The organism is Pseudomonas sp. R3-56 (assembly GCF_051132075.1).
Taxonomy (GTDB): Bacteria; Pseudomonadota; Gammaproteobacteria; order Pseudomonadales; family Pseudomonadaceae; genus Aquipseudomonas.
This window is the reverse complement of sequence record NZ_CP071657.1, coordinates 2,553,504-2,572,433: the sequence shown is the minus strand read 5'-3', so window position 1 is coordinate 2,572,433 and position 18,930 is coordinate 2,553,504. Positions and strand designations below refer to the sequence as shown.

Sequence of the window (18,930 nt, the reverse complement as noted above, 5' to 3'; positions counted from 1 at the left end):
ACACCCCGCTTTCGCGAGCAGGCTCGCTCCCACAAGAGCATCTGTGGCGCATGCAGATCCTGAATTCAACCCAAAACCACTGTGGGAGCGAGCCTGCTCGCGAAGGCGCCAGATCAGTCGACATTTCATCAACTGACACTCCGCTATCGCGAGCAAGCTCGCTCCCACAGTTCAGGGTCTCTAAAGGGGTCTCACTGCCCCGCCCGCACCTTGGCGATTTCGGCGTACATCATCTTTACCAGCTCACCGTCCAGGGATCTGGCGAATTTATCGATCACCGGCTGCACGCGTTCGCGGAAACGATCTTTCTCGGCCGGGGTGATTTCGTTGACGGTCATGGCGCCCGCCAGCGTCGCCTTGGCCTTGTCCATGCTCGCCGCGGTGACTTCACGCTGGAACTTCTGCGCCTCGCTCGCGGCCTCGCGGATCAGCGCCTTTTCATCGTCGTTGAGGCGGTTCCAGGTTTTCTGGCTGATGATCAACGACTGCGGATTGAAGATGTGGCCTGTCACCGAAAGGTACTTCTGCACCTCGTAGAATTTGTTGCCTTCGATCACCGTGAACGGGTTTTCCTGACCATCAATAGTGTGTTGCTCCAGGCCGGTATAGACCTCCGGGAAAGCCATCGGCACCGGGTTGGCGCCCAGGGCACTGAAGGTTTCCAGATAGATCGGCGACTGGATGACACGAACCTTCAAGCCCTGCATGTCTTCAAGTTTCGCCACCGGATGCTTGCTGTTGGTCAGGTGACGAAACCCCAGGTCCCAGTAACCCAGGCCGACCAGGCCCTTGCTGTCCAACTGCGCCGCGAGTTTCTGGCCGACCGGCCCGTCGATGACCGCGTGGGCTTCCTCGGCGTTGTTGAACAGGAACGGGAAATCGAGCATGGCGAAATCCGCGGCCTGGGCAGCGAGGATGCCGGAGTTCAGCACCGTGATATCCAGCGTGCCGCCTTGCAGGGCCGAGACGGTCTGCACATCGCCGCCCAGGGTTCCGCCAGGGAACAGACGAACCTTGAGCTTGCCGCCGCTCTTTTCACTGAGCAGGTCGGCAAACTTCTGCGCGCCCTGCCCTTGCGGATGTTCCTTGACGTTCTGGAAGGCAAAACGCAGGGTGCGCTCGCGGATCTCAGCGGCGTGGCCGGCCACGCTGCCGAGCAGCAAGCCTGTTGCGCAGGCCCCGGCCAGCAGGGTTTTCATCAGTTTTTGCATGTCAGTCTCCGATCTTTATTGTTGTTGGTTTCGAGCTGCTACGGATTGCACCGGCATCAACCGGTGAAGAACTTCAACGGTCCCAGGACGAGCTGAGGGAACAGCACCAGCAGGAACAGCACCGCAAATTGCGCAAGCATGAACGGCCACACGCCACGCACGATTTCCTCGAATTCCAGCTTCGCCACGCCGCAGACCACGTTGAGCACCGTGCCCACCGGCGGCGTGATCAGGCCAATCGCGGTGTTGATCAGAAACAGCACGCCGAAGTACACCGGGTCGATGCCCGCCTGGATCACCGCGGGCATCAGCACCGGCGTGAGGATGAGGATGGTCGGGGTCATGTCCATCACCGTGCCGACCAGGATGATCAGCGCCATCATCACCAGCAGCAGGAGGGTCTGGTTGTCCATGAACGGCGCCAGCAGGTCGGCCAACTGGCCCGGCAGGTCGGCGATGGTCACCAGCCACGACGAGACCATCGCGGCCGCCACCAGCAACATCACCACCGAGGTGGTCCTGGCCGATGACAGGATCACTTCGTACAGCTGGCTGATCTTCATTTCCCGGTAGATCACCAACGACACGAACAGCGAATAGACCGCCGCGACCACCGCCGCTTCCGTGGGGGTGAAGATGCCGAACTTGAGGCCGAGGATGATGATCAGCGGCAGGCCCATCGCCCAACTGCCGTCCAGCAATGTGCGCAGTACCTCGGCACGGGAGCGCTTGGGCGCCGTCTCGACATTCTCGCGGCGGGAGATGAACCACCAGGCGATGGCGAGCCCGGCACCGAGCATGAGCCCGGGCACAATTCCGGCCAGGAACAGCTTGGAGATCGATACCCCGGAGGCCACGCCAAAAACGATGAAACCGATGCTCGGCGGAATGACCGGCGCGATGGTGCTGCCAGCGGCGATCAGCCCGGCCGAACGCCCTCGGTTGTGCCCGGCCAGCACCATCATCGGCACCAGCAGCGCTGCCAGTGCCGCGGCATCAGCCACCGCCGAACCGGATAGCGACGCCAACAGGCAGGAGGCGATGATCGCGACATAACCCAGGCCTCCGCGCTTGTGCCCCACCAGCGCCATGGCAATGTTGACGATACGCTTGGACAGGCCGCCGACATTCATGACCTCACCGGCAAGCATGAAGAACGGCACGGCCATCAACGGAAAGCTATCAGCGCCATTGAGCAGGTTCTGCGCGATGATCTGGGCATCGAACAGGTCCAGGTAGAACATCAGCGCGACGCTGACCACCAGCAAGGCAAAGGCAATCGGCATACCCAGCGCCATGCTGCCCATCAACGACCCGAGGAAAATGGCCAAGGTCATGGGCGGCTACCTTTGAGGGTGTCGTGGTTGGTTGCCGAAGGATCGCTGGCTTCGACCATCACCAGCTCGTCATCCGCGAGTTTACCGAACAGCGCCAGGTACAGTTCATACAGCAGAATGACGGTGGCGCTGACGCCGAACACCAGGCCGGCGGCGTAGAACAACGCCATCGACAGACCCGAAGCCGGCGCGACCACGTCCAGGTTGATCACCGCCTGTTGCCAGCTGCCGCTGACGATCAAGCCGCAGATATACAGCATCAGCAGATGGCTGATGACCAGGCAGGCACGCTTGCCGGCGGGCGGCAAGCGCTTGACCAGGCTGTTCATGCCCAGATGGGCGCGGTCCTTGAGCGCCACCAGGGCGCCGAGGAAAATCATCCAGACGAAGAACCAGCGCGACAGTTCTTCCGAAACGCTGATGCCGGAGTTGAACGCATAGCGCAGCACGACGTTGCCAAACACCAGCACGATCATCGCGACCATGCACAGGACAATCAGCAGCTTCAGCAGCTTGAAATACAGATCGACGACTTTTGTCATCTTGAAGACCTCACAGGTTGACCGAGCGCCGACATGCATCCGGCGCGACAGAGCGCAAACGCGTGCGCTATCGGATCGAAACTGAAACGTCCCGGCAGATACCGGAGCTGGAGGCGTGGGACGGGGCGAAAGCCATTGGACGGGAGCGCATGAGGACCTCTGTTTTTTATTATGGCCTTGCCTGGGCATGGCGAGGCTGAGTGCCAGCTAAAATGTACTACCCAGTTAATCCGGTCAATAACCTTGCAACGCCTCAGCACGGATCAAGACGGAACTAGCGTGCGATTATCGATCACTGGTCAGCGGATTACGGGTCTGACCCGCTGGTCACGGCGGGATTTGTATCGCTGTGTATATGGGCAGCGAATTGATACGAATTCGCCGATTTCACGCCTTACCGGCACACATCGCCGATACACCTGCGCGTTTAACTGCACACACCGGACAGCAGCACACAGGCGCTGCCACGGCCCACTCAATAACGCGCAAGGAGAATCACCATGTTCAATTTCTCGAAACTTTCATCCCTCGCAATCGCCCTGACGCTGGTTGGCGGTGTCGGCTTGTCAACGGCGGCCTCGGCCAAGAGCTCCCCTTCCCATGGCCATGCTGCGCAGCAGCTGGCTGAGGGTGGCTCTGATCGTCTGATTCAGAATCGCGTGGCCGAAGGCGGGGCTGATCGGTTGCAGGAGCTGCGTGAACGCAGCACCGCATGAAAGCGCTGTTGTGGCGAGGGAGCTTGCTCCCGCTCGGCTGCGCAGCAGTCGTCAATCTGCCAGCCGGTTTTTCCTGGAGAACCGGGTTGAATGGTTTTGGGGCTGCTGCGCAGCCCAGCGGGAGCAAGCTCCCTCGCCACGAAAAGCTCTAAGGGCAAAGGCTCAAGGTTCAGGGCTTGATGTTTTTCAACTCATTGAGCAAACCCAGCAGCTGCTGCATTTTTTCTTCGCCGAACTGTTCCTCGATCCGCCGGTAGTTGCTTTCCATGCCTTCGCTCATGGACACGAAACACTGCTGGCCGCGCTCGGTCAGGCCAACGAAAACCCGACGCTGGTCCTGGCTGGATTTCTGCCGCCGCACCAGCCCGTCGCGCTCCAGGCGAGTGAGCACGCCGGTCATGCTGGGCTTGAGGATGCAGGCCTGATGGGCGAGCTGGTGGCTCTCCAACTCACCCTGCTGGTGCAGAATGCGGATCACTCGCCACTGCTGCTCCGTAAGATCATGCTGGTTCAGCGCCGGACGAAAAAAAGCCATCGCCGCTTCGCGGGCTTGCAGCAGAGTCAGCGTCAGTGAGGGTCTCGGGTTGGCCATGTTCTAACTGTATGGATGGGCGAGTCGGCAGCTTAGTGTCGCTATCACAGCGCTGCAAGAGCAACCGTGGCGAGGGGATTTAGCGAAACGTCGCACCGCCCCGCTGGGGCGCGAAGCGACCCTAAAGCCTGACAACTCGGTACATCAACAGGAATCAGGGGGGCTGCTTCGCAGCCCAGCGGGGATAAATCCCCTCGCCACGGTTGATGTGAGTTCCCCTCAACGCAATCCCGACTGCCGCTGCCGATACTCCCCCGGTGTCAGCCTGGCGTAACGCTGGAAGAACCGGCTGAAATACGCGGGGTCCTTGAAGCCGAGCTGGTAGCAGATTTCATTGGCAGAGCTGCCGGTGAACAACAGCAGCCGCTTGGCCTCCTGCATCAGGCGCTCCATGATCAAGCGCTTGGAAGGCAGGTCGGCGATTCGTCGACACACGTCGTTGAGGCGCGCCTCGGTCACGCCAATGTCCGCGGCATAACGCGACAGGGGCCAGTGCTGGAAATAATGCGCTTCGATCAACTCATTAAAACGGTGGAAGATCTTCAGGTCTTCATGCCGCGCCGGCCTGGCTTCCAGGGAGTTGGAGCACAGCCGCAGCAGGCTGATCATGATCAGCCGCGTCAAGCCGTCCAGCGCCGCGCTGCGCCCCGGCCGCCCGGCCGTCACCTCTTCGCTCAATTCCTCGAACAGGCAGTCCAGCCGCCGCACCTCCCCCGCCTGTTCCGGCCCCAACTGCGCCAGCGCGACGCAGGACGCCGGCATCTGCACGCCCGCCGGCGCCAGGCTCGGATCGGCATCGATCAATTGCCACACCAGTTGCTGACGCACCGTCAGTACGTGTCCGTCGCTGTCGGCTTCGGTAACAAAAGCGTGGGGAATGGTCGGCGGCGTGAGAAAAAACATCGGCCCTGATTCGACGTATTGCCGATCATCCAGATACACCCGCACGGTGCCGCTCTTGACGTAGTGAACCTGGAAGAACCGGTCATGCCGATGGACCGGCATGTTGCGCCCAAAAAAGCCGGCCAGGTTGGCGAGCCGGTCGTAATGCACTTCGGCATCTCTGTAGCGCTGGTCGTACACCTGGCCAATGTTGATGTTCGGGATCGGCTGCCGGTCGGTCATCACGCATTACTCGTTTTTATTCTGATTCAGGCCACTGCCTGCGCTCATGCTGCGCCGAAATCGGCAGGGCAACCAGTGCCGGAAGATTCTGCCACGCTTGACGATAGTTAACATCTTAATTATAACTGTTAACACGTTAACAATATCCGCAGAGCACTGGTCTCTGCCATCCCAGGAGACAAGCATGAGCCGTGCCCTGCATGACGTCGCGACCGGCACCCTGTTCGGGGTCGCGCTGAACTACCAGGGGCTGCTGAAGCAGCGCCTCGCCGAGTTCGAGCAAGCGCCTTACCAGAAGCCGCCGCTCAAGCCCGTGCTGTTCATCAAGACGCCGAACACCCGCAACCAGCACGAAGCCGAGGTGATTCATCCAGGCCAGGGCGAGCGCCTGCAACCCGGGCCGGCGTTGGGTGTGGTGATGGGCAAGTCCGCCAGCCGCGTCAGCGCCGACGAGGCGCTGAACTACGTGGCCGGCTACACCGTGGTCAATGAATTCAGCCTGCCGGAGGACAGCTACTACCGCCCCGCCGTCAAGGCCAAGTGCCGGGATGGCTTTTGCGCCATCGGTCCCGACCTGGTGCCCAGCGCCGACGTGGCCGACCCCCACAGCCTGGCGGTCACGCTGTACGTCAACGGCGAGGTTCGCCAGCAGAACAACACGGCCAATTTCGTTCGCGACATCCCCCGCTTGATCGCCGAGATCAGCGAGTTCATGACCCTGCATGCCGGCGATGTCTTGATCACCGGCACGCCCGAGGGCCGGGTCGATGTACTGCCCGGCGATCGCGTCGAAGTGGACATCAGCGGCATCGGCCGACTCGTCAATACCATCGTGGCCGAGGAAACAGGAGCCGCCTCATGAAACGCGCACGCATTCACTTTGAAGGCCGGGTCCACGCCGTCACGGTCGAGAACGATAACGCCGTGCGCCTGGCCAACGGTCGGCTGCTGGCCGAGAACCAGGTGCAGTGGCTGCCACCGGCCACCGGCAGCATGTTCGCCCTGGGCCTGAACTATGCCGATCACGCTGCGGAGTTGGCGTTCAAGCCGCCGACCGAACCGCTGGCCTTCATCAAATCCCCCGGCACCTACACCGGCCACAACCAGATCACCTGGCGCCCCGACAACGTTGCCTACATGCACTACGAGTGCGAGCTGGTGGCGGTCATCGGCAAACCGGCGCGCAACGTCAAGCGTGAGGACGCGCTGGACTACCTGGCCGGCTACACCGTCTGCAACGACTACGCGATCCGCGACTACCTGGAAAACTACTACCGCCCCAACCTGCGGGTGAAGAACCGCGACGCCACGACACCGGTCGGCCCATACATCGTCGACGTTGCCGATGTTGCCGACCCCGGCAACCTGACCTTGCGCACCTGGATCAATGGCGAGTTGCGCCAGCAAGGCAGCACCAAGGACATGATCTTCGACATTCCCTACCTCATCGAATACCTGTCCAGCTTCATGACCCTGCAACCCGGCGACATGATCGCCACCGGCACGCCCGAAGGCCTGGCCGATGTGGTGCCGGGCGATGAAGTGGTCGTGGAAGTGGAAGGCGTCGGTCGCCTGGTCAACACAATCGTCAGCGAAGCCGAGTTCTTCGCGTCCCGGAAAGAGGCTTGAGCAGCATGATCAAACACTGGATCGATGGCCGTGAGGTCGAGAGCAAAGACGTCTTCGTCAACTACAACCCCGCCACCGGCGAGGCCATTGGCGAAGTCGCCAGCGGCGGCGCCGAGGAAGTCGCCCAGGCAGTCGCGGCGGCCAAGGCAGCGTTTCCGAAATGGGCCAACACCCCGGCGAAAGAACGGGCCCGGCTGATGCGCAAACTCGGCGAGCTGATCGAACAGAACGTGCCGAAACTGGCCGAACTGGAAACCCTCGACACCGGCTTGCCAATCCACCAGACCAGGAACGTGCTGATCCCAAGGGCTTCTCACAACTTCGATTTCTTCGCCGAAGTCTGCACCCGGATGGACGGTCACACCTACCCGGTCGACGACCAGATGCTCAACTACACCCTGTACCAGCCGGTGGGTGTCTGCGCCTTGGTCTCGCCGTGGAACGTGCCGTTCATGACCGCGACCTGGAAGACCGCGCCGTGCCTGGCACTGGGCAATACCGCCGTGCTGAAAATGTCCGAGCTGTCGCCGCTGACCGCCAACGAACTCGGGCGCCTGGCCGTCGAGGCCGGCATTCCCAACGGGGTGCTCAACGTGATCCAGGGCTACGGCGCCACGGCCGGCGATGCGTTGGTGCGTCACCCGGACGTGCGAGCGATTTCTTTCACCGGCGGCACCGCCACCGGCAAGAAAATCATGCAGACCGCGGGCCTTAAAAAGTACTCGATGGAACTGGGCGGCAAGTCACCGGTACTGATTTTCGAAGACGCCGATCTTGACCGTGCCCTCGACGCGGCACTGTTCACCATCTTCTCGTTGAACGGCGAGCGCTGCACCGCCGGCAGCCGGATCTTCATCCAGGAAAGTGTCTACCCACAATTCGTAGCCGAGTTCGCCGCCCGCGCCAGACGCCTGATCGTCGGCGACCCGCAGGACCCCAAGACCCAGGTCGGCTCGATGATCACCCAGGCCCATTACGACAAGGTCACCGGCTACATCAGGATCGGTCTCGAAGAAGGCGCCACCCTGCTCGCCGGTGGCCTGGAGCGTCCGGCCAACCTGCCGGCGCATCTGAGTCGCGGCCAGTTCATCCAGCCGACGGTGTTCGCCGACGTGAACAACAACATGCGCATCGCCCAGGAAGAAATCTTCGGCCCGGTGGTGTGCCTGATTCCGTTCAAGGACGAGGCCGAAGCCTTGCGGTTGGCCAACGCTACCGAATATGGCCTGGCCTCCTATATTTGGACCCAGGACATCGGCAAGGCCCATCGCCTGGCTCACGGCATCGAGGCCGGCATGGTGTTCATCAACAGCCAGAACGTGCGCGACCTGCGCCAGCCTTTCGGTGGCGTAAAGGGTTCCGGAACCGGCCGCGAAGGCGGACAGTACAGCTTCGAAGTCTTCGCCGAGATCAAGAACGTGTGCATCTCCATGGGCAGCCATCATATTCCGCGGTGGGGGGTGTAGCCCAAGCCTCTTTGGCGACGATGGCCCCGTGGCGAGGGAGCTTGCTCCCGCTCGATTGCGCAGCGATCGCAAAAAAAATGGGGCCGCTTCGCCCGAAGCGTCGGACCGTCCCAGCGGGAGCAAGCTCCCTCGCCACGAGAGCTCATCGGCAAGACCTGATTCAGCATTTTGAAGATTAACAAGAACAATTTTTCAGGAGAATCATCATGGGCGAAGTCGTCCTGGCTGCGAAGATCTGCCACGTTCCCTCGATGTACCTGTCCGAGCTGCCCGGCAAGCATCATGGCTGCCGCGCGGCAGCGATCGCCGGGCACAAGGAAATCGGCCGTCGCGCCCGTAAACTCGGCGCCGATACCGCCGTGGTGTTCGACGTGCACTGGCTGGTCAACAGCGCTTATCACGTCAACAGCGGCGCGCATTTCAAAGGCATCTACACCAGCAACGAACTGCCGCACTTCATCAAGAACATGGAGTACGAATACCCGGGTTGCCCGGAGCTGGGCGAGTTGATCGCCGCCGAAGCCAATGCCGCCGATATCAGGACCCTGGCCCACAACATCCCCAGCCTCGAGCTGGAATACGGCACCTTGGTGCCGATGCGCTACATGCACATGGATGTACCGGCGGAGCAGAAATTCAACGTGGTGTCGATTGCCGCCTGGTGCGCCTGGCACCGCCTGCAGGACAGTTTCGCCTTCGGCGCCGCCGTGCGCCGGGCCATCGAGAAGAGCGACCGCAAGGTCCTGGTCCTGGCCTCCGGCTCGCTGTCCCACCGTTTCTCCGACGACCGCAACGCCGAAGCCAACATCCACAACTGGACGCGGGAATTCGACAAGCAGGTCGATCTGCACGTCGTGAAGTTGTGGCGCGAAGGCCGCTGGAAAGAGTTCTGCGCCATGCTGCCGGACTACGCCGAACATTGCTTCGGCGAAGGCAAGATGCACGACACGGCGATGCTGCTGGGGCTGCTCGGCGGGCCGGATTACGCCAAACCCGCCGAAATCATCACCGAACCCTTCGGCAGCTCCGGCACCGGCCAGATCAACGCGATTTTTCCAGTCTGAACAGTAGCTGCAGGAGGCTCCCATGCCCCATTTCATCGCCGAGTACACCGATAACATCGAGCAGCAGGCCGACCTGCCCGGCCTGTTTGAAAAGGTCCACCTCTTGCTGGGCGACAGCGGCGTGTTTCCCTTGGGCGGCATCCGCAGCCGTGGCGTACGCCTGGACACCTGGCGCATGGCCGACGGCAAGCACGATTACGCCTTTGTCCATATGACGCTCAAGGTCGGCCATGGTCGCGACCTGGCTACCCGGCAAAAGGTCGCGGAAAAACTCTTCGAACTGATCACCACGCACTTCGCCGACTTGCAGGCGCAACGCCTGCTGGCGTTGTCATTCGAGATGATCGAGCTGCACGAGCAGCTCAACTTCAAGGCCAACAACGTCCACGCCTTTCTCAAGGGCCAGCCCAGCTAGCCCGTTCGCCCCATCGGCCTCTCAGACAAAAAGTACAAGATCATGAGCACAGCCAATACTGCCGACACCGCCGACACCGCCGGCACCCTCGCGCACGACCGCACCCATGCCAGCATCACCTGGCGGCTGATGCCGCTGTTGCTGGTCTGCTACCTCTTTGCCCACCTGGACCGCATCAACATCGGCTTCGCCAAGATGCAGATGAGCGCCGACTTGCAGTTCAGCGACACGGTCTATGGCTTCGGCGCCGGCCTGTTCTTCATCGCCTATGCGCTGTTCGGCGTGCCGAGCAACATGGCCCTGGACCGGGTCGGCCCACGTCGCTGGATCGCCACGCTGATGGTGGTCTGGGGCGCGTTGTCGACCGGCATGTTCCTCATCGAAAGCGCCAGCGGATTCTACGTGTTGCGCTTTCTGCTGGGCGTGGCCGAGGCCGGGTTCTTCCCGGGCATCCTGGTCTTTCTCAACCGCTGGTACCCGGCGCGGCGCCGGGCCCAGGTCACGGCGCTGTTTGCCATTGCCGTGCCGATGGCGGGCGTGATCGGCGGGCCGTTGTCGGGCGGCATACTCGAACATTTCCATGACTTCGGCGGCCTGCGCGGCTGGCAATGGATGTTCATCATCGAAGGCTTGCCGGTGATCCTGCTCGGCCTGGTGGTGCTCAAGTGCCTGCCCGACAGCTTCGAGACGGTCAACTGGCTCAGCGTCGACGCCAAGCAGCAACTGCGCGAGCAACTGAGCCACGAAGAACAGCGCAAATCCATTACCTCGTTCTCGGCCATCCTCGGCAACCCGCAAGTCTGGCTGCTGGTGGCGGTGTATTTCGCGGTGATGCTGGCGGTCAACACCCTGGCGTTCTGGATGCCCACCTTGATCCATGGCGCCGGCATCGGCAGCGATGGCAAGGTCGGGCTGCTCAGCGCCGTGCCTTACCTGGCTGGCTGTTTCTTCATGATCGGTTGCGGACGCTCGTCCGATCACCACCGCGAACGCCGCTGGCACCTGTGCGTGCCGCTGTTGATGGCGGCGGCCGGCATTGCCGTCGCCGGGCTTTCCCCGGCCAATCCGACCCTGGTGCTGGGCGGCCTGATCCTCGCCGGCATGGGCGCCAGTGCCGCGTTGCCGATGTTCTGGCAACTGCCACCGGCGTTCCTGTCCAACAGCACCCAGGCCGCCGGCATCGCACTGATCAGTTCCTTCGGCAGCATCGCTTCGTTCTTCGCGCCCTACCTGATCGGCTGGATGCGCGACACCACCCAGAGCGCCAGCCTGGCCCTTTACGTCCTGGCACTGCTCATCGCCCTGGGTGGTCTGTTGGTGCTGCGCACCCGGGCGGCCATCGTCAATCCACAATAGAGACCCTTGTCATGCTCGATCAAAGCCTCATCCAGCAAGCCGCCGCGCGCCTTGACCAAGCCGAACGCTCCCGTGAACAGGTGCGGCAATTTTCCCTCGACCATCCAGGCATCACCATTGATGACGCCTACGCTATCCAGCGCGCCTGGGTCGCGCAAAAAATCAACGACGGGCGCAAGCTGGTCGGCCACAAGATCGGCCTGACTTCCCGCGCGATGCAGATATCGTCGAATATCACCGAACCGGATTATGGCGCGCTGCTGGACGACATGTTTTTCGATGAAGGCAGCGACATTCCGTTCGAGCGCTTCATCGTGCCGCGCGTGGAAGTCGAGCTGGCGTTCATTCTCGGCAAGCCGCTCAAAGGCCCGAACGTGACGCTGTTCGACGTGCTTGGTGCCACCGAATGGGTGATTCCGGCGCTGGAAATCATCGATGCGCGTATCCAGCAGATCGACCCGCAGACCAAGGTCACCCGCAAGGTCTTCGATACCATTTCCGACAACGCCGCCAATGCCGGCGTGGTCATGGGCGGCCGTGCCGTGCGGCCCACCGAGATCGACCTGCGCAAAGTGCCGGCAGTGCTCTATCGCAACGGCGTGATCGAGGAGTCCGGCGTGTCGGCGGCGGTGCTCAATCACCCGGCCAAGGGCGTGGCCTGGCTGGCGAACAAACTGGCGGCCTACGACGTCACGCTGCAGCCGGGCCAGATCATCCTGGGCGGCTCTTTCACCCGCCCGGTGGCGGCCAATCCGGGCGATACCTTCCATGTCGATTACGACATGCTCGGCTCCATCGCCTGCCGTTTCGTCTGACCGGAGACTTCACATGGACATGCCCGTCAATACCTTCAAGCAACGCCTGCGCAGCGGTGAAGCACAAATCGGCCTGTGGCTGGGCCTGGCCGACGCCTACTGCGCGGAGCTGGCAGCCAACGCCGGATTCGATTGGTTGCTGATCGACGGTGAACACGCGCCCAACGATCTGCGCACCCTGCTCGGCCAGCTCCAGGCCATCGCGCCCTACCCCGGCCAACCGGTGATTCGCCCGGTGATCGGCGACACGGCGCTGATCAAGCAACTGCTCGATATCGGCGCGCAAACGCTGCTGGTGCCGATGGTGGAAAGCGCCGCCCAAGCCAGCGAACTGGTGCGCGCCATGCATTACCCGCCCCACGGTGTACGCGGCGTCGGCAGCGCACTGGCCCGGGCCTCGCGCTGGAACAGCATTGCCGGCTACCTCGACCAGGCCGATGAGCAGATGTGCCTGCTGGTGCAGATCGAGAGCTGCGAGGGACTCGCCAACCTGGACGCCATCGCCGCCGTCGAGGGCGTCGACGGGGTGTTCATCGGCCCAGCGGACTTGAGCGCATCGATGGGCCATCGCGGCAATCCCGGCCACCCGCAAGTGCAAGCCGCCATCGAGGACGCCATCGCGCGCATTCGCCAGGCGGGCAAAGCGGCCGGGATCCTCAGCGCCGACGAGACACTCGCCCGACGCTACATCGAACTCGGCGCAGCCTTTGTCGCCGTGGGCGTGGACACGACGGTGCTGATGCGCGGGTTACAAACCTTGGCCGCGACGTTCAAGAACACCCCAAAACCATCGACCGGCGGCGTCTATTGACTCAGCGCTCTCCTGTGGTGAGGGGATTTATCCCCGTTGGGCTGCGCAGCAGCCCTGGATCAGCCATCGGGATGAACCAGACACTCCGAGGTGGCAGTTCGAGGGGACTGCTACGCAGTCCAGCGGGGATAAATCCCCTCACCACAAAAGCCCGCTTGTCTGGAGCGGCTTCTAGCGTTTGATCGTTTTGAGGTCGTTCAGTAACCCCAACAACGTCTGCAATTTCTCCTCCCCCAACCGCCCCTGCAGACGTTGGTAGTTTTCCTCCATGCTCTGGCTCATCGAGTCGAAGCATGCCTGGCCCTGGGGTGCCAGGCGCACCAGCACGCGGCGCTGGTCCTGTTCGGCCTTGCGCCGCACGACCATGCCCGCTGCTTCCATGCGCACCAGTACGCCGGTCATGCTCGGCTTGAGGATGCAGGCCAGTTCGGCCAGGCGATTGATTTCCAGCTCGTCATGCTGGCTGAGGATGCGGATGACCCGCCACTGTTGCTCGGTCAACCCGTGCTGGTTCAGCGATGGACGGAAAAAAGCCATGGCCGCTTCACGGGCCTGCAGCAGGGTCAAGGTCAGGGATTGCCGGGGTTTGGGCATGAAATGTTTTCGCGGAAAATAGTTAATGAGTTAACCAAATCTTATCAGCTTCACGCTGGAACACTCAGCTTTGTGCGAACTGTTTGAAAACCCATAAAAAAGCCCCGCTTCTCTCGAGGCGGGGCTTCTTCATTCAGCGGTGTATCAGTTGGCCGTGACGACCGCCTGACCGCTCAACGCCAGGTCGAGCAGCTCGCGGTTGGCGACTGCGTACATGGCGTAGTCGGTACCACTGGCGGCACGGATGTCCACCAGCATGGCGCGCCAGCGCTCGACCATCTCGCGGTGCTGCTCCAGCCACAGCGCCAGACGGGTTTCCACGTCCTGGCTACCGTCGCCTTCCTGCAGGACCGAGATGGTGATCGCCCGCTGCTGCCAGTCGATGTCATCGCGGAACGCTTCACGGGCCAGGGCCTGCCAGTTGTTTTCAACCGGCAAGGCGCTGATCTGTTGCAGGTACCAAGTGATGTCCAGCGCACTGCCCACGGCGAAGTAGGCCTTGGCCACATCGGCGGCGTTCTGGCCGGTGACGTCGGACGCCTCGATGATCGGCAGCAAGGTGTACAGGTGCGTGGTGCCGGCAACCATGCGCGCCAGCAACTCCGGCACGCCAGCGGCCACGTAGGCCTGGTAGCGGGTCTGCCAGCCTTCGCGGGTCGGGCCTTCCAGCAGTTCGTCGAGCTTGAGGCCCAACGCCGCCAGGTGCGGACCGAAGTGAGCGACGTCACGGGCAGCATTCTGCTCGTTGCGGCGGCTGCGCAGGAACCAGCGCGTGGCGCGACGGCCCAGGCGCATCAGCTCGTCCATCAGCTCCAGTTGCACGTCGGCGGAAACCTGGTGGTCCAAGGCTTCAATCTGACGGAACCAGTGCGGGAGATGGAAGATGTCCCGAACGATTACATAAGCACCGGCCACGTTCGCCGGGCTCATGCCGGTCGACTCTTTCAACCGCTGGACGAACGTGATGCCCATGTGGTTGACCAGGTCGTTGGCGATCTGGGTGCTGACGATCTCGCGCTTCAAGCGATGGCGACGCATCGCTTCGGAGAACTTGCTCACCAGCGTTGGCGGGAAAGCCGTCTCCATGTCGCGGGTCAGGTAGTCATCGTCCGGCACCAGGGAGTTGAGCAGCGCTTCCTTGAGGTCGATCTTGCTGTAGGAGATCAGTACCGAAAGCTCGGCACGGGTCAGGCCCTGGCCTGCCGCGACACGTTCGGCCAGTTGGTCTTCGGTCGGCAGGAACTCGATGGCACGGTCCAGCTTGCCGCGAGCTTCCAGGTCGTTCATCAGACGCTTGTATTCGGCGATCCGCACAAAGGCGCGACGCGCCGCCAGGGACAGGGCCTGGGTCTGCTTGTAGTTGTTGCCCAACACCAGGCCGCCGACTTCGTCGGTCATGCTCGCCAGCAACTGGTTGCGTTGCTTGTCGGTCATGTCGCCGGCCTGCACCACTTCGTTGAGCAGGATCTTGATGTTCACTTCGTGGTCGGAGCAGTCCACGCCACCGGCGTTGTCGATGAAGTCAGTGTTGGTGGCGCCGCCATGCAGGCCGAACTCGACGCGACCGAGCTGGGTCATGCCCAGGTTGCCGCCCTCGCCCACCACCTTGCAGCGCAGCTCGTTACCGTTCACGCGCAGCGCATCGTTGGCCTTGTCGCCGACATCGGCGTGGCTTTCGGTGCTGGCCTTGACGTAGGTGCCGATACCGCCGTTCCACAACAGGTCCACCGGCGCCTTGAGCAAGGCGTTCAGCAGTTCGGTCGGGGTCAGCTTGTCGGCCTTGATGTCGAAGCGCTCTTTCATCTGCGGCGAAATCGCGATGCTCTTCGCGCTACGCGAGAAGATACCGCCACCTTCGGACATGATGCTGGTGTCGTAGTCGGTCCAGGCCGAACGCGGCAGATCGAACAGACGCTTGCGCTCGGCGAAACTGCTGGCCGGCTCCGGGTTCGGGTCGATGAAGATGTGCAGGTGGTTGAAGGCCGCGACCAGTTGCAGCTTGTCGGACATCAGCAAGCCGTTGCCGAACACGTCGCCGGCCATGTCGCCGACGCCCACCACGGTGATGCTGTCTTCCTGCACGTTGATGCCGCGCTCGCGGAAGTGACGCTGTACGCCAACCCACGCGCCTTTGGCGGTGATACCCATTTTCTTGTGGTCGTAGCCGGCCGAACCGCCGGAGGCGAACGCGTCACCCAGCCAGAAGCCGTAGTCGATGGCGATGCCGTTGGCGATGTCGGAGAAGGTCGCGGTGCCTTTGTCCGCCGCCACCACCAGGTACGGGTCATCATCGTCATGCCGCACGACGTTGGCCGGCGGCACCAGGGCGCCGTCCTTCAGGTTGTCGGTGATGTCCAGCAGACCCGAAATGAAGATGCGGTAGCAGGCGATGCCCTCGGCCGCGATCTCGTCCCGGCTGCCACCCAGTGGCAGGCGACGCGGCAGGAAACCGCCCTTGGCGCCCACGGGCACGATCACCGAGTTCTTCACTTGCTGGGCTTTTACCAGGCCGAGCACTTCGGTGCGGTAGTCTTCCTCGCGGTCGGACCAGCGCAGGCCACCGCGAGCGACGTTGCCGAAACGCAAGTGCACGCCTTCGACCCGTGGCGAGTAGACGAAGATCTCGAACTTGGGCACCGGCTTCGGCAGTTCCGGAATCAGGTGCGGGTTGAACTTGAAGCTGAAGTACGACTTGTTATGGCCGTTGGCGTCGGTCTGGTAGAAGTTGGTCCGCAGGGTCGCCTTGATCAGGTCCAGGTAACGACGCAGGATGCGGTCTTCATTGAGCACCTGCACATCGTCGAGGGCCGTGAGGATCGCCTGTTCCAGACGCTGTTGCTTGTCTTCCAGGTCATCGCCGCTGAGCTTGCGCGCCAGGTAGAAACGCGTCTTGAACAACCGGGTCAGCTCGCGCGCGATATCGGTGTGGTTGTTCAGGGTGCTGGCGATGTAGCCGAGGTCGAAGCCCAGGCGGATCTGCTTCAGGTAACGGGCGTAGGCACGCAGCAACGCCACGTCGCGCCATGGCAGGCCGGCAGTCAGCACCAGGCGGTTGAACGCATCGTTCTCGGCATCGCCACGGACGATGTGGACAAAGGCGTCCTGCAGGGTGTCGTTGAGCTGCTGGATGTCGAGGTCGAGGCCTTCGGCGGCGGTGAACGCGAAATCGTGAATCCAGAACTCGCGGCCGTTGGTGTGGCGCAGGCGATACGGGAACTCGCCCAGCACGCGCAGGCCGAGGTTCTCCAGGATCGGCAGCACGTCGGACAGCGCCAGCGGCGTGTCGGCGTGATACAGCTTGCAGTGCAGCTCACGCTGGCCGGACACCTGGCCCAACGGCTGGTAGAAGCTCATCACCAGCGGATTGGTTTCATTCAGGCTCAGCAGGTGTTGCATGTCCACTACGGCCGAGTGCGCGGCAAAACGCTCGCGGTAGCCGGCCGGGAAGCCTTTCGGGAAATCCGACAGCACGTTGGTGCCCTGGGCTTCGCCGAAGCTCTCGATCACCAGGCTGGCGTAGTCGTCCTTCCAGCTGCGGCAGGCCTGCACGACTTCTTTTTCCAGCAGGACCGGGTCGATGTCGAGACGGTTTTTCGGGTCCACGCGCAGGATCAGTTGCACGCGGGCCAGTACGGACTCGGAGAAGAACGTCCAGAACTCGCAGTCCGAGGCCTTCAGGCGATCCATCAGCACTTGCTGGATCTTCTGGCGCACTTCGGTGGAATAGATGTCGCGCGGCACATAGGCCAGGCAGTAGCAGAAACGACCGTACGGGTCCTTGCGCAGGAACACGCGGATCTTGTTGCGTTCCTGGATCTGGACGATGGACATCACCGTGCTGAACAGCTCGTCCACCGGGGTCTGGAACAGGTCGTCACGGGGCAGCACTTCGACCACCTGGGCCAGTTCCTTGCCCAGGTGCGCCTTGGCCTGGAAGCCCGAACGACGTTCGATTTCCTCGACCTTGCGACGGATATACGGAATGACCCGCACGCTTTCGCCGTACACCGAAGAGGTGTACAGGCCCATGAAACGGCATTCCTTGATGACCTTGCCGTTGGCGTCGATTTCACGGATCGACACGTAGTCCGGGTAGGCCGGACGGTGCACGCGGCTTGGGTGCGCGGCCTTGGCGAACGACAACACGGTCGGTTCGCGCAGGTAATTGACCGCGTAGTCTTCGATGCGCAGGTCTTCGGCGGTCAGGCCGGCGCGCAGCAATTTGGTCAGGCCGAGGAACGATTCAGGATCGTATTCGATGTGGCCGCCGTCGGCTTCATCGCGAACCACGAACTCTTCGTAGCCGAGGAAAGTGAAGTGGTTGCCCACCAGCCATTCCAGGAAGCTCTTGATTTCGGCTTTTTCGTCGGCATCGGTGGTGTAGGCGCTGTTGTCCAGGCTCGCGAGGATTTCCCGGACCTTGGCTTTCATCGGCTCGAAATCGGCCACGGCCACGCGCACTTCGCCCAGCACCTGCTCAAGTTCCTTGCTCAGGACATTGAGTTCAGCGGCATTGGCGCAGCGGTCGATCTCCAGGTACATCAACGACTCTTGCAGCACGTCGTCGCCCTGGGTGCCTTTGGGCAGGATTTCCAGCAACTCGCCCTTGCTGCCGCGACGCACGCTCAGGACGGTGGTTTGCAGGGTATGGATGCTGTAGCCGCGACGGTTCAGCTCGGTGCGGACCGAGTCCACCAGGAACGGCAGGTCGTGGTGCAGCACTTCGACGGCGGTGTGGGTCGACTGCCAGCCGTGACGTTCATAATCGGGGTTGTAGACACGCACCTGCGGTTGCGCGTGGTCAAAGCGCTCAAGCAGGCGCCAGGCGGACAGGGTGCAGCCGGCGAGGTCGGACAACCGGCGCTGGGTGAGTTCATCGAGGGAAATGATGCCGAAGAATTGTTCAGCGAACAGCGCCACTTGTGGCAGTGCCTGTTCACTGATGTGCTGCGCCAGTGCCGCTTGCAGTTGGTGCTGGAAGTCGGCTTTGCTGGCTGCGGTGAAGAACGCCATCTGTGGTACTCCGCTTGGGCTTGTTATTGATGGTAGCGTCGCGTGCAACCCCTTTCGGGGCCGTCGGCCATCCTGTTCCTGATTCTCGGGCAGAGGAAACAGGATGACAGGTGGGTGAAGCTGGACGAGACCCGCAGGTCACATCCTTTTCCATGTAATTCCATGTCATGGACACCTGCAAAAAACACCCTCGGGTGGCCTTTGCAGGTGCACATCCGTTGCGCAGCTTAACGAGTGCGACAAT

Annotated in this window: 16 protein-coding genes; 9 read left to right on the top strand and 7 right to left on the bottom strand. The window is 62.2% G+C overall.

The features are described 5' to 3' along the window. Positions 1 to 191 precede the first annotated feature (191 nt). The 3 genes from J3P96_RS11715 to J3P96_RS11705 are packed head-to-tail and all read right to left on the bottom strand — an operon-like array spanning position 192 to position 3,090. Complete coding sequence (locus J3P96_RS11715; protein WP_434657245.1) at positions 192 to 1,211, bottom strand: TRAP transporter substrate-binding protein; 1,020 nt, start codon at positions 1,209 to 1,211, stop codon at positions 192 to 194. Positions 1,212 to 1,267: 56 nt separating this feature from the next. After that, positions 1,268 to 2,548, bottom strand: a complete 1,281-nt coding sequence (locus J3P96_RS11710) for a TRAP transporter large permease subunit (protein ID WP_434601037.1) — start codon at positions 2,546 to 2,548, stop codon at positions 1,268 to 1,270. Further along, complete coding sequence (locus tag J3P96_RS11705; protein ID WP_434657242.1) at positions 2,545 to 3,090, bottom strand: TRAP transporter small permease; 546 nt, start codon at positions 3,088 to 3,090, stop codon at positions 2,545 to 2,547. The genes J3P96_RS11710 and J3P96_RS11705 overlap by 4 nt, the downstream gene beginning before the upstream one ends. A gap of 500 nt (positions 3,091 to 3,590) precedes the next feature. On the opposite strand from J3P96_RS11705, the gene J3P96_RS11700 reads away from it, so the two are divergent. Then, positions 3,591 to 3,806 (top strand): phage infection protein, encoded by a 216-nt coding sequence (locus J3P96_RS11700; RefSeq protein ID WP_434657240.1) that lies wholly within the window; start codon positions 3,591 to 3,593, stop codon positions 3,804 to 3,806. 169 nt (positions 3,807 to 3,975) lie between these two features. On the opposite strand, the gene hpaR (J3P96_RS11695) is transcribed toward J3P96_RS11700, so the two are convergent. After that, positions 3,976 to 4,398 carry a homoprotocatechuate degradation operon regulator HpaR gene (gene hpaR, locus J3P96_RS11695; protein ID WP_305500516.1) on the bottom strand — a complete coding sequence of 141 codons (423 nt, stop codon included), beginning with the start codon at positions 4,396 to 4,398 and terminating at the stop codon, positions 3,976 to 3,978. Positions 4,399 to 4,617: 219 nt separating this feature from the next. Then, positions 4,618 to 5,523 (bottom strand): 4-hydroxyphenylacetate catabolism regulatory protein HpaA, encoded by a 906-nt coding sequence (hpaA, locus tag J3P96_RS11690; protein WP_434657238.1) that lies wholly within the window; start codon positions 5,521 to 5,523, stop codon positions 4,618 to 4,620. A gap of 184 nt (positions 5,524 to 5,707) precedes the next feature. Here hpaA and J3P96_RS11685 point away from each other — a divergent pair, with 184 nt between their 5' ends. The 8 genes from J3P96_RS11685 to hpaI all read left to right on the top strand — a co-directional run bounded on the left by J3P96_RS11685 (position 5,708) and on the right by hpaI (position 13,079). Then, on the top strand, positions 5,708 to 6,385 hold the full coding sequence (locus tag J3P96_RS11685) for a fumarylacetoacetate hydrolase family protein (protein WP_434657235.1): 678 nt from the start codon (positions 5,708 to 5,710) through the stop codon (positions 6,383 to 6,385). Further along, on the top strand, positions 6,382 to 7,152 hold the full coding sequence (locus tag J3P96_RS11680; RefSeq protein ID WP_434630390.1) for a fumarylacetoacetate hydrolase family protein: 771 nt from the start codon (positions 6,382 to 6,384) through the stop codon (positions 7,150 to 7,152). The genes J3P96_RS11685 and J3P96_RS11680 overlap by 4 nt, the downstream gene beginning before the upstream one ends. A 5-nt stretch (positions 7,153 to 7,157) precedes the next feature. Then, positions 7,158 to 8,618 carry a 5-carboxymethyl-2-hydroxymuconate semialdehyde dehydrogenase gene (hpaE, locus tag J3P96_RS11675; protein WP_434601046.1) on the top strand — a complete coding sequence of 487 codons (1,461 nt, stop codon included), beginning with the start codon at positions 7,158 to 7,160 and terminating at the stop codon, positions 8,616 to 8,618. A 206-nt stretch (positions 8,619 to 8,824) separates the two neighbouring features. Next, positions 8,825 to 9,682 (top strand): 3,4-dihydroxyphenylacetate 2,3-dioxygenase, encoded by an 858-nt coding sequence (hpaD, locus tag J3P96_RS11670; RefSeq protein WP_434657232.1) that lies wholly within the window; start codon positions 8,825 to 8,827, stop codon positions 9,680 to 9,682. A gap of 22 nt (positions 9,683 to 9,704) precedes the next feature. Then, positions 9,705 to 10,097, top strand: a complete 393-nt coding sequence (locus tag J3P96_RS11665) for a 5-carboxymethyl-2-hydroxymuconate isomerase (protein ID WP_434657230.1) — start codon at positions 9,705 to 9,707, stop codon at positions 10,095 to 10,097. Positions 10,098 to 10,139: 42 nt separating this feature from the next. Then, positions 10,140 to 11,453, top strand: a complete 1,314-nt coding sequence (locus J3P96_RS11660; RefSeq protein ID WP_434657227.1) for an MFS transporter — start codon at positions 10,140 to 10,142, stop codon at positions 11,451 to 11,453. Positions 11,454 to 11,464: 11 nt separating this feature from the next. Next, positions 11,465 to 12,268 carry a 2-oxo-hept-4-ene-1,7-dioate hydratase gene (hpaH, locus tag J3P96_RS11655; RefSeq protein ID WP_434657225.1) on the top strand — a complete coding sequence of 268 codons (804 nt, stop codon included), beginning with the start codon at positions 11,465 to 11,467 and terminating at the stop codon, positions 12,266 to 12,268. A gap of 13 nt (positions 12,269 to 12,281) precedes the next feature. Further along, positions 12,282 to 13,079 carry a 4-hydroxy-2-oxoheptanedioate aldolase gene (gene hpaI, locus J3P96_RS11650; RefSeq protein WP_434657223.1) on the top strand — a complete coding sequence of 266 codons (798 nt, stop codon included), beginning with the start codon at positions 12,282 to 12,284 and terminating at the stop codon, positions 13,077 to 13,079. Positions 13,080 to 13,250: 171 nt separating this feature from the next. Here hpaI and hpaR (J3P96_RS11645) read toward each other — a convergent pair whose 3' ends face one another. Together hpaR (J3P96_RS11645) and J3P96_RS11640 are read right to left on the bottom strand one after the other, a co-directional pair. Continuing rightward, positions 13,251 to 13,673 carry a homoprotocatechuate degradation operon regulator HpaR gene (gene hpaR, locus J3P96_RS11645; RefSeq protein WP_305500497.1) on the bottom strand — a complete coding sequence of 141 codons (423 nt, stop codon included), beginning with the start codon at positions 13,671 to 13,673 and terminating at the stop codon, positions 13,251 to 13,253. Positions 13,674 to 13,817: 144 nt separating this feature from the next. Next, entirely contained in the window at positions 13,818 to 18,686 is a 4,869-nt protein-coding gene (locus J3P96_RS11640; protein ID WP_434657220.1) for an NAD-glutamate dehydrogenase, read from the bottom strand. Positions 18,687 to 18,930 lie beyond the last annotated feature (244 nt).

Coding starts and splice junctions, on each gene's coding strand:
- J3P96_RS11715 (WP_434657245.1), bottom strand. CDS start 1,211: ATGCAAAAACTGATGAAAACCCTGCTGGCCGGGGCCTGCGCAACAGGC.
- J3P96_RS11710 (WP_434601037.1), bottom strand. CDS start 2,548: ATGACCTTGGCCATTTTCCTCGGGTCGTTGATGGGCAGCATGGCGCTG.
- J3P96_RS11705 (WP_434657242.1), bottom strand. CDS start 3,090: ATGACAAAAGTCGTCGATCTGTATTTCAAGCTGCTGAAGCTGCTGATT.
- J3P96_RS11700 (WP_434657240.1), top strand. CDS start 3,591: ATGTTCAATTTCTCGAAACTTTCATCCCTCGCAATCGCCCTGACGCTG.
- hpaR (WP_305500516.1), bottom strand. CDS start 4,398: ATGGCCAACCCGAGACCCTCACTGACGCTGACTCTGCTGCAAGCCCGC.
- hpaA (WP_434657238.1), bottom strand. CDS start 5,523: ATGACCGACCGGCAGCCGATCCCGAACATCAACATTGGCCAGGTGTAC.
- J3P96_RS11685 (WP_434657235.1), top strand. CDS start 5,708: ATGAGCCGTGCCCTGCATGACGTCGCGACCGGCACCCTGTTCGGGGTC.
- J3P96_RS11680 (WP_434630390.1), top strand. CDS start 6,382: ATGAAACGCGCACGCATTCACTTTGAAGGCCGGGTCCACGCCGTCACG.
- hpaE (WP_434601046.1), top strand. CDS start 7,158: ATGATCAAACACTGGATCGATGGCCGTGAGGTCGAGAGCAAAGACGTC.
- hpaD (WP_434657232.1), top strand. CDS start 8,825: ATGGGCGAAGTCGTCCTGGCTGCGAAGATCTGCCACGTTCCCTCGATG.
- J3P96_RS11665 (WP_434657230.1), top strand. CDS start 9,705: ATGCCCCATTTCATCGCCGAGTACACCGATAACATCGAGCAGCAGGCC.
- J3P96_RS11660 (WP_434657227.1), top strand. CDS start 10,140: ATGAGCACAGCCAATACTGCCGACACCGCCGACACCGCCGGCACCCTC.
- hpaH (WP_434657225.1), top strand. CDS start 11,465: ATGCTCGATCAAAGCCTCATCCAGCAAGCCGCCGCGCGCCTTGACCAA.
- hpaI (WP_434657223.1), top strand. CDS start 12,282: ATGGACATGCCCGTCAATACCTTCAAGCAACGCCTGCGCAGCGGTGAA.
- hpaR (WP_305500497.1), bottom strand. CDS start 13,673: ATGCCCAAACCCCGGCAATCCCTGACCTTGACCCTGCTGCAGGCCCGT.
- J3P96_RS11640 (WP_434657220.1), bottom strand. CDS start 18,686: ATGGCGTTCTTCACCGCAGCCAGCAAAGCCGACTTCCAGCACCAACTG.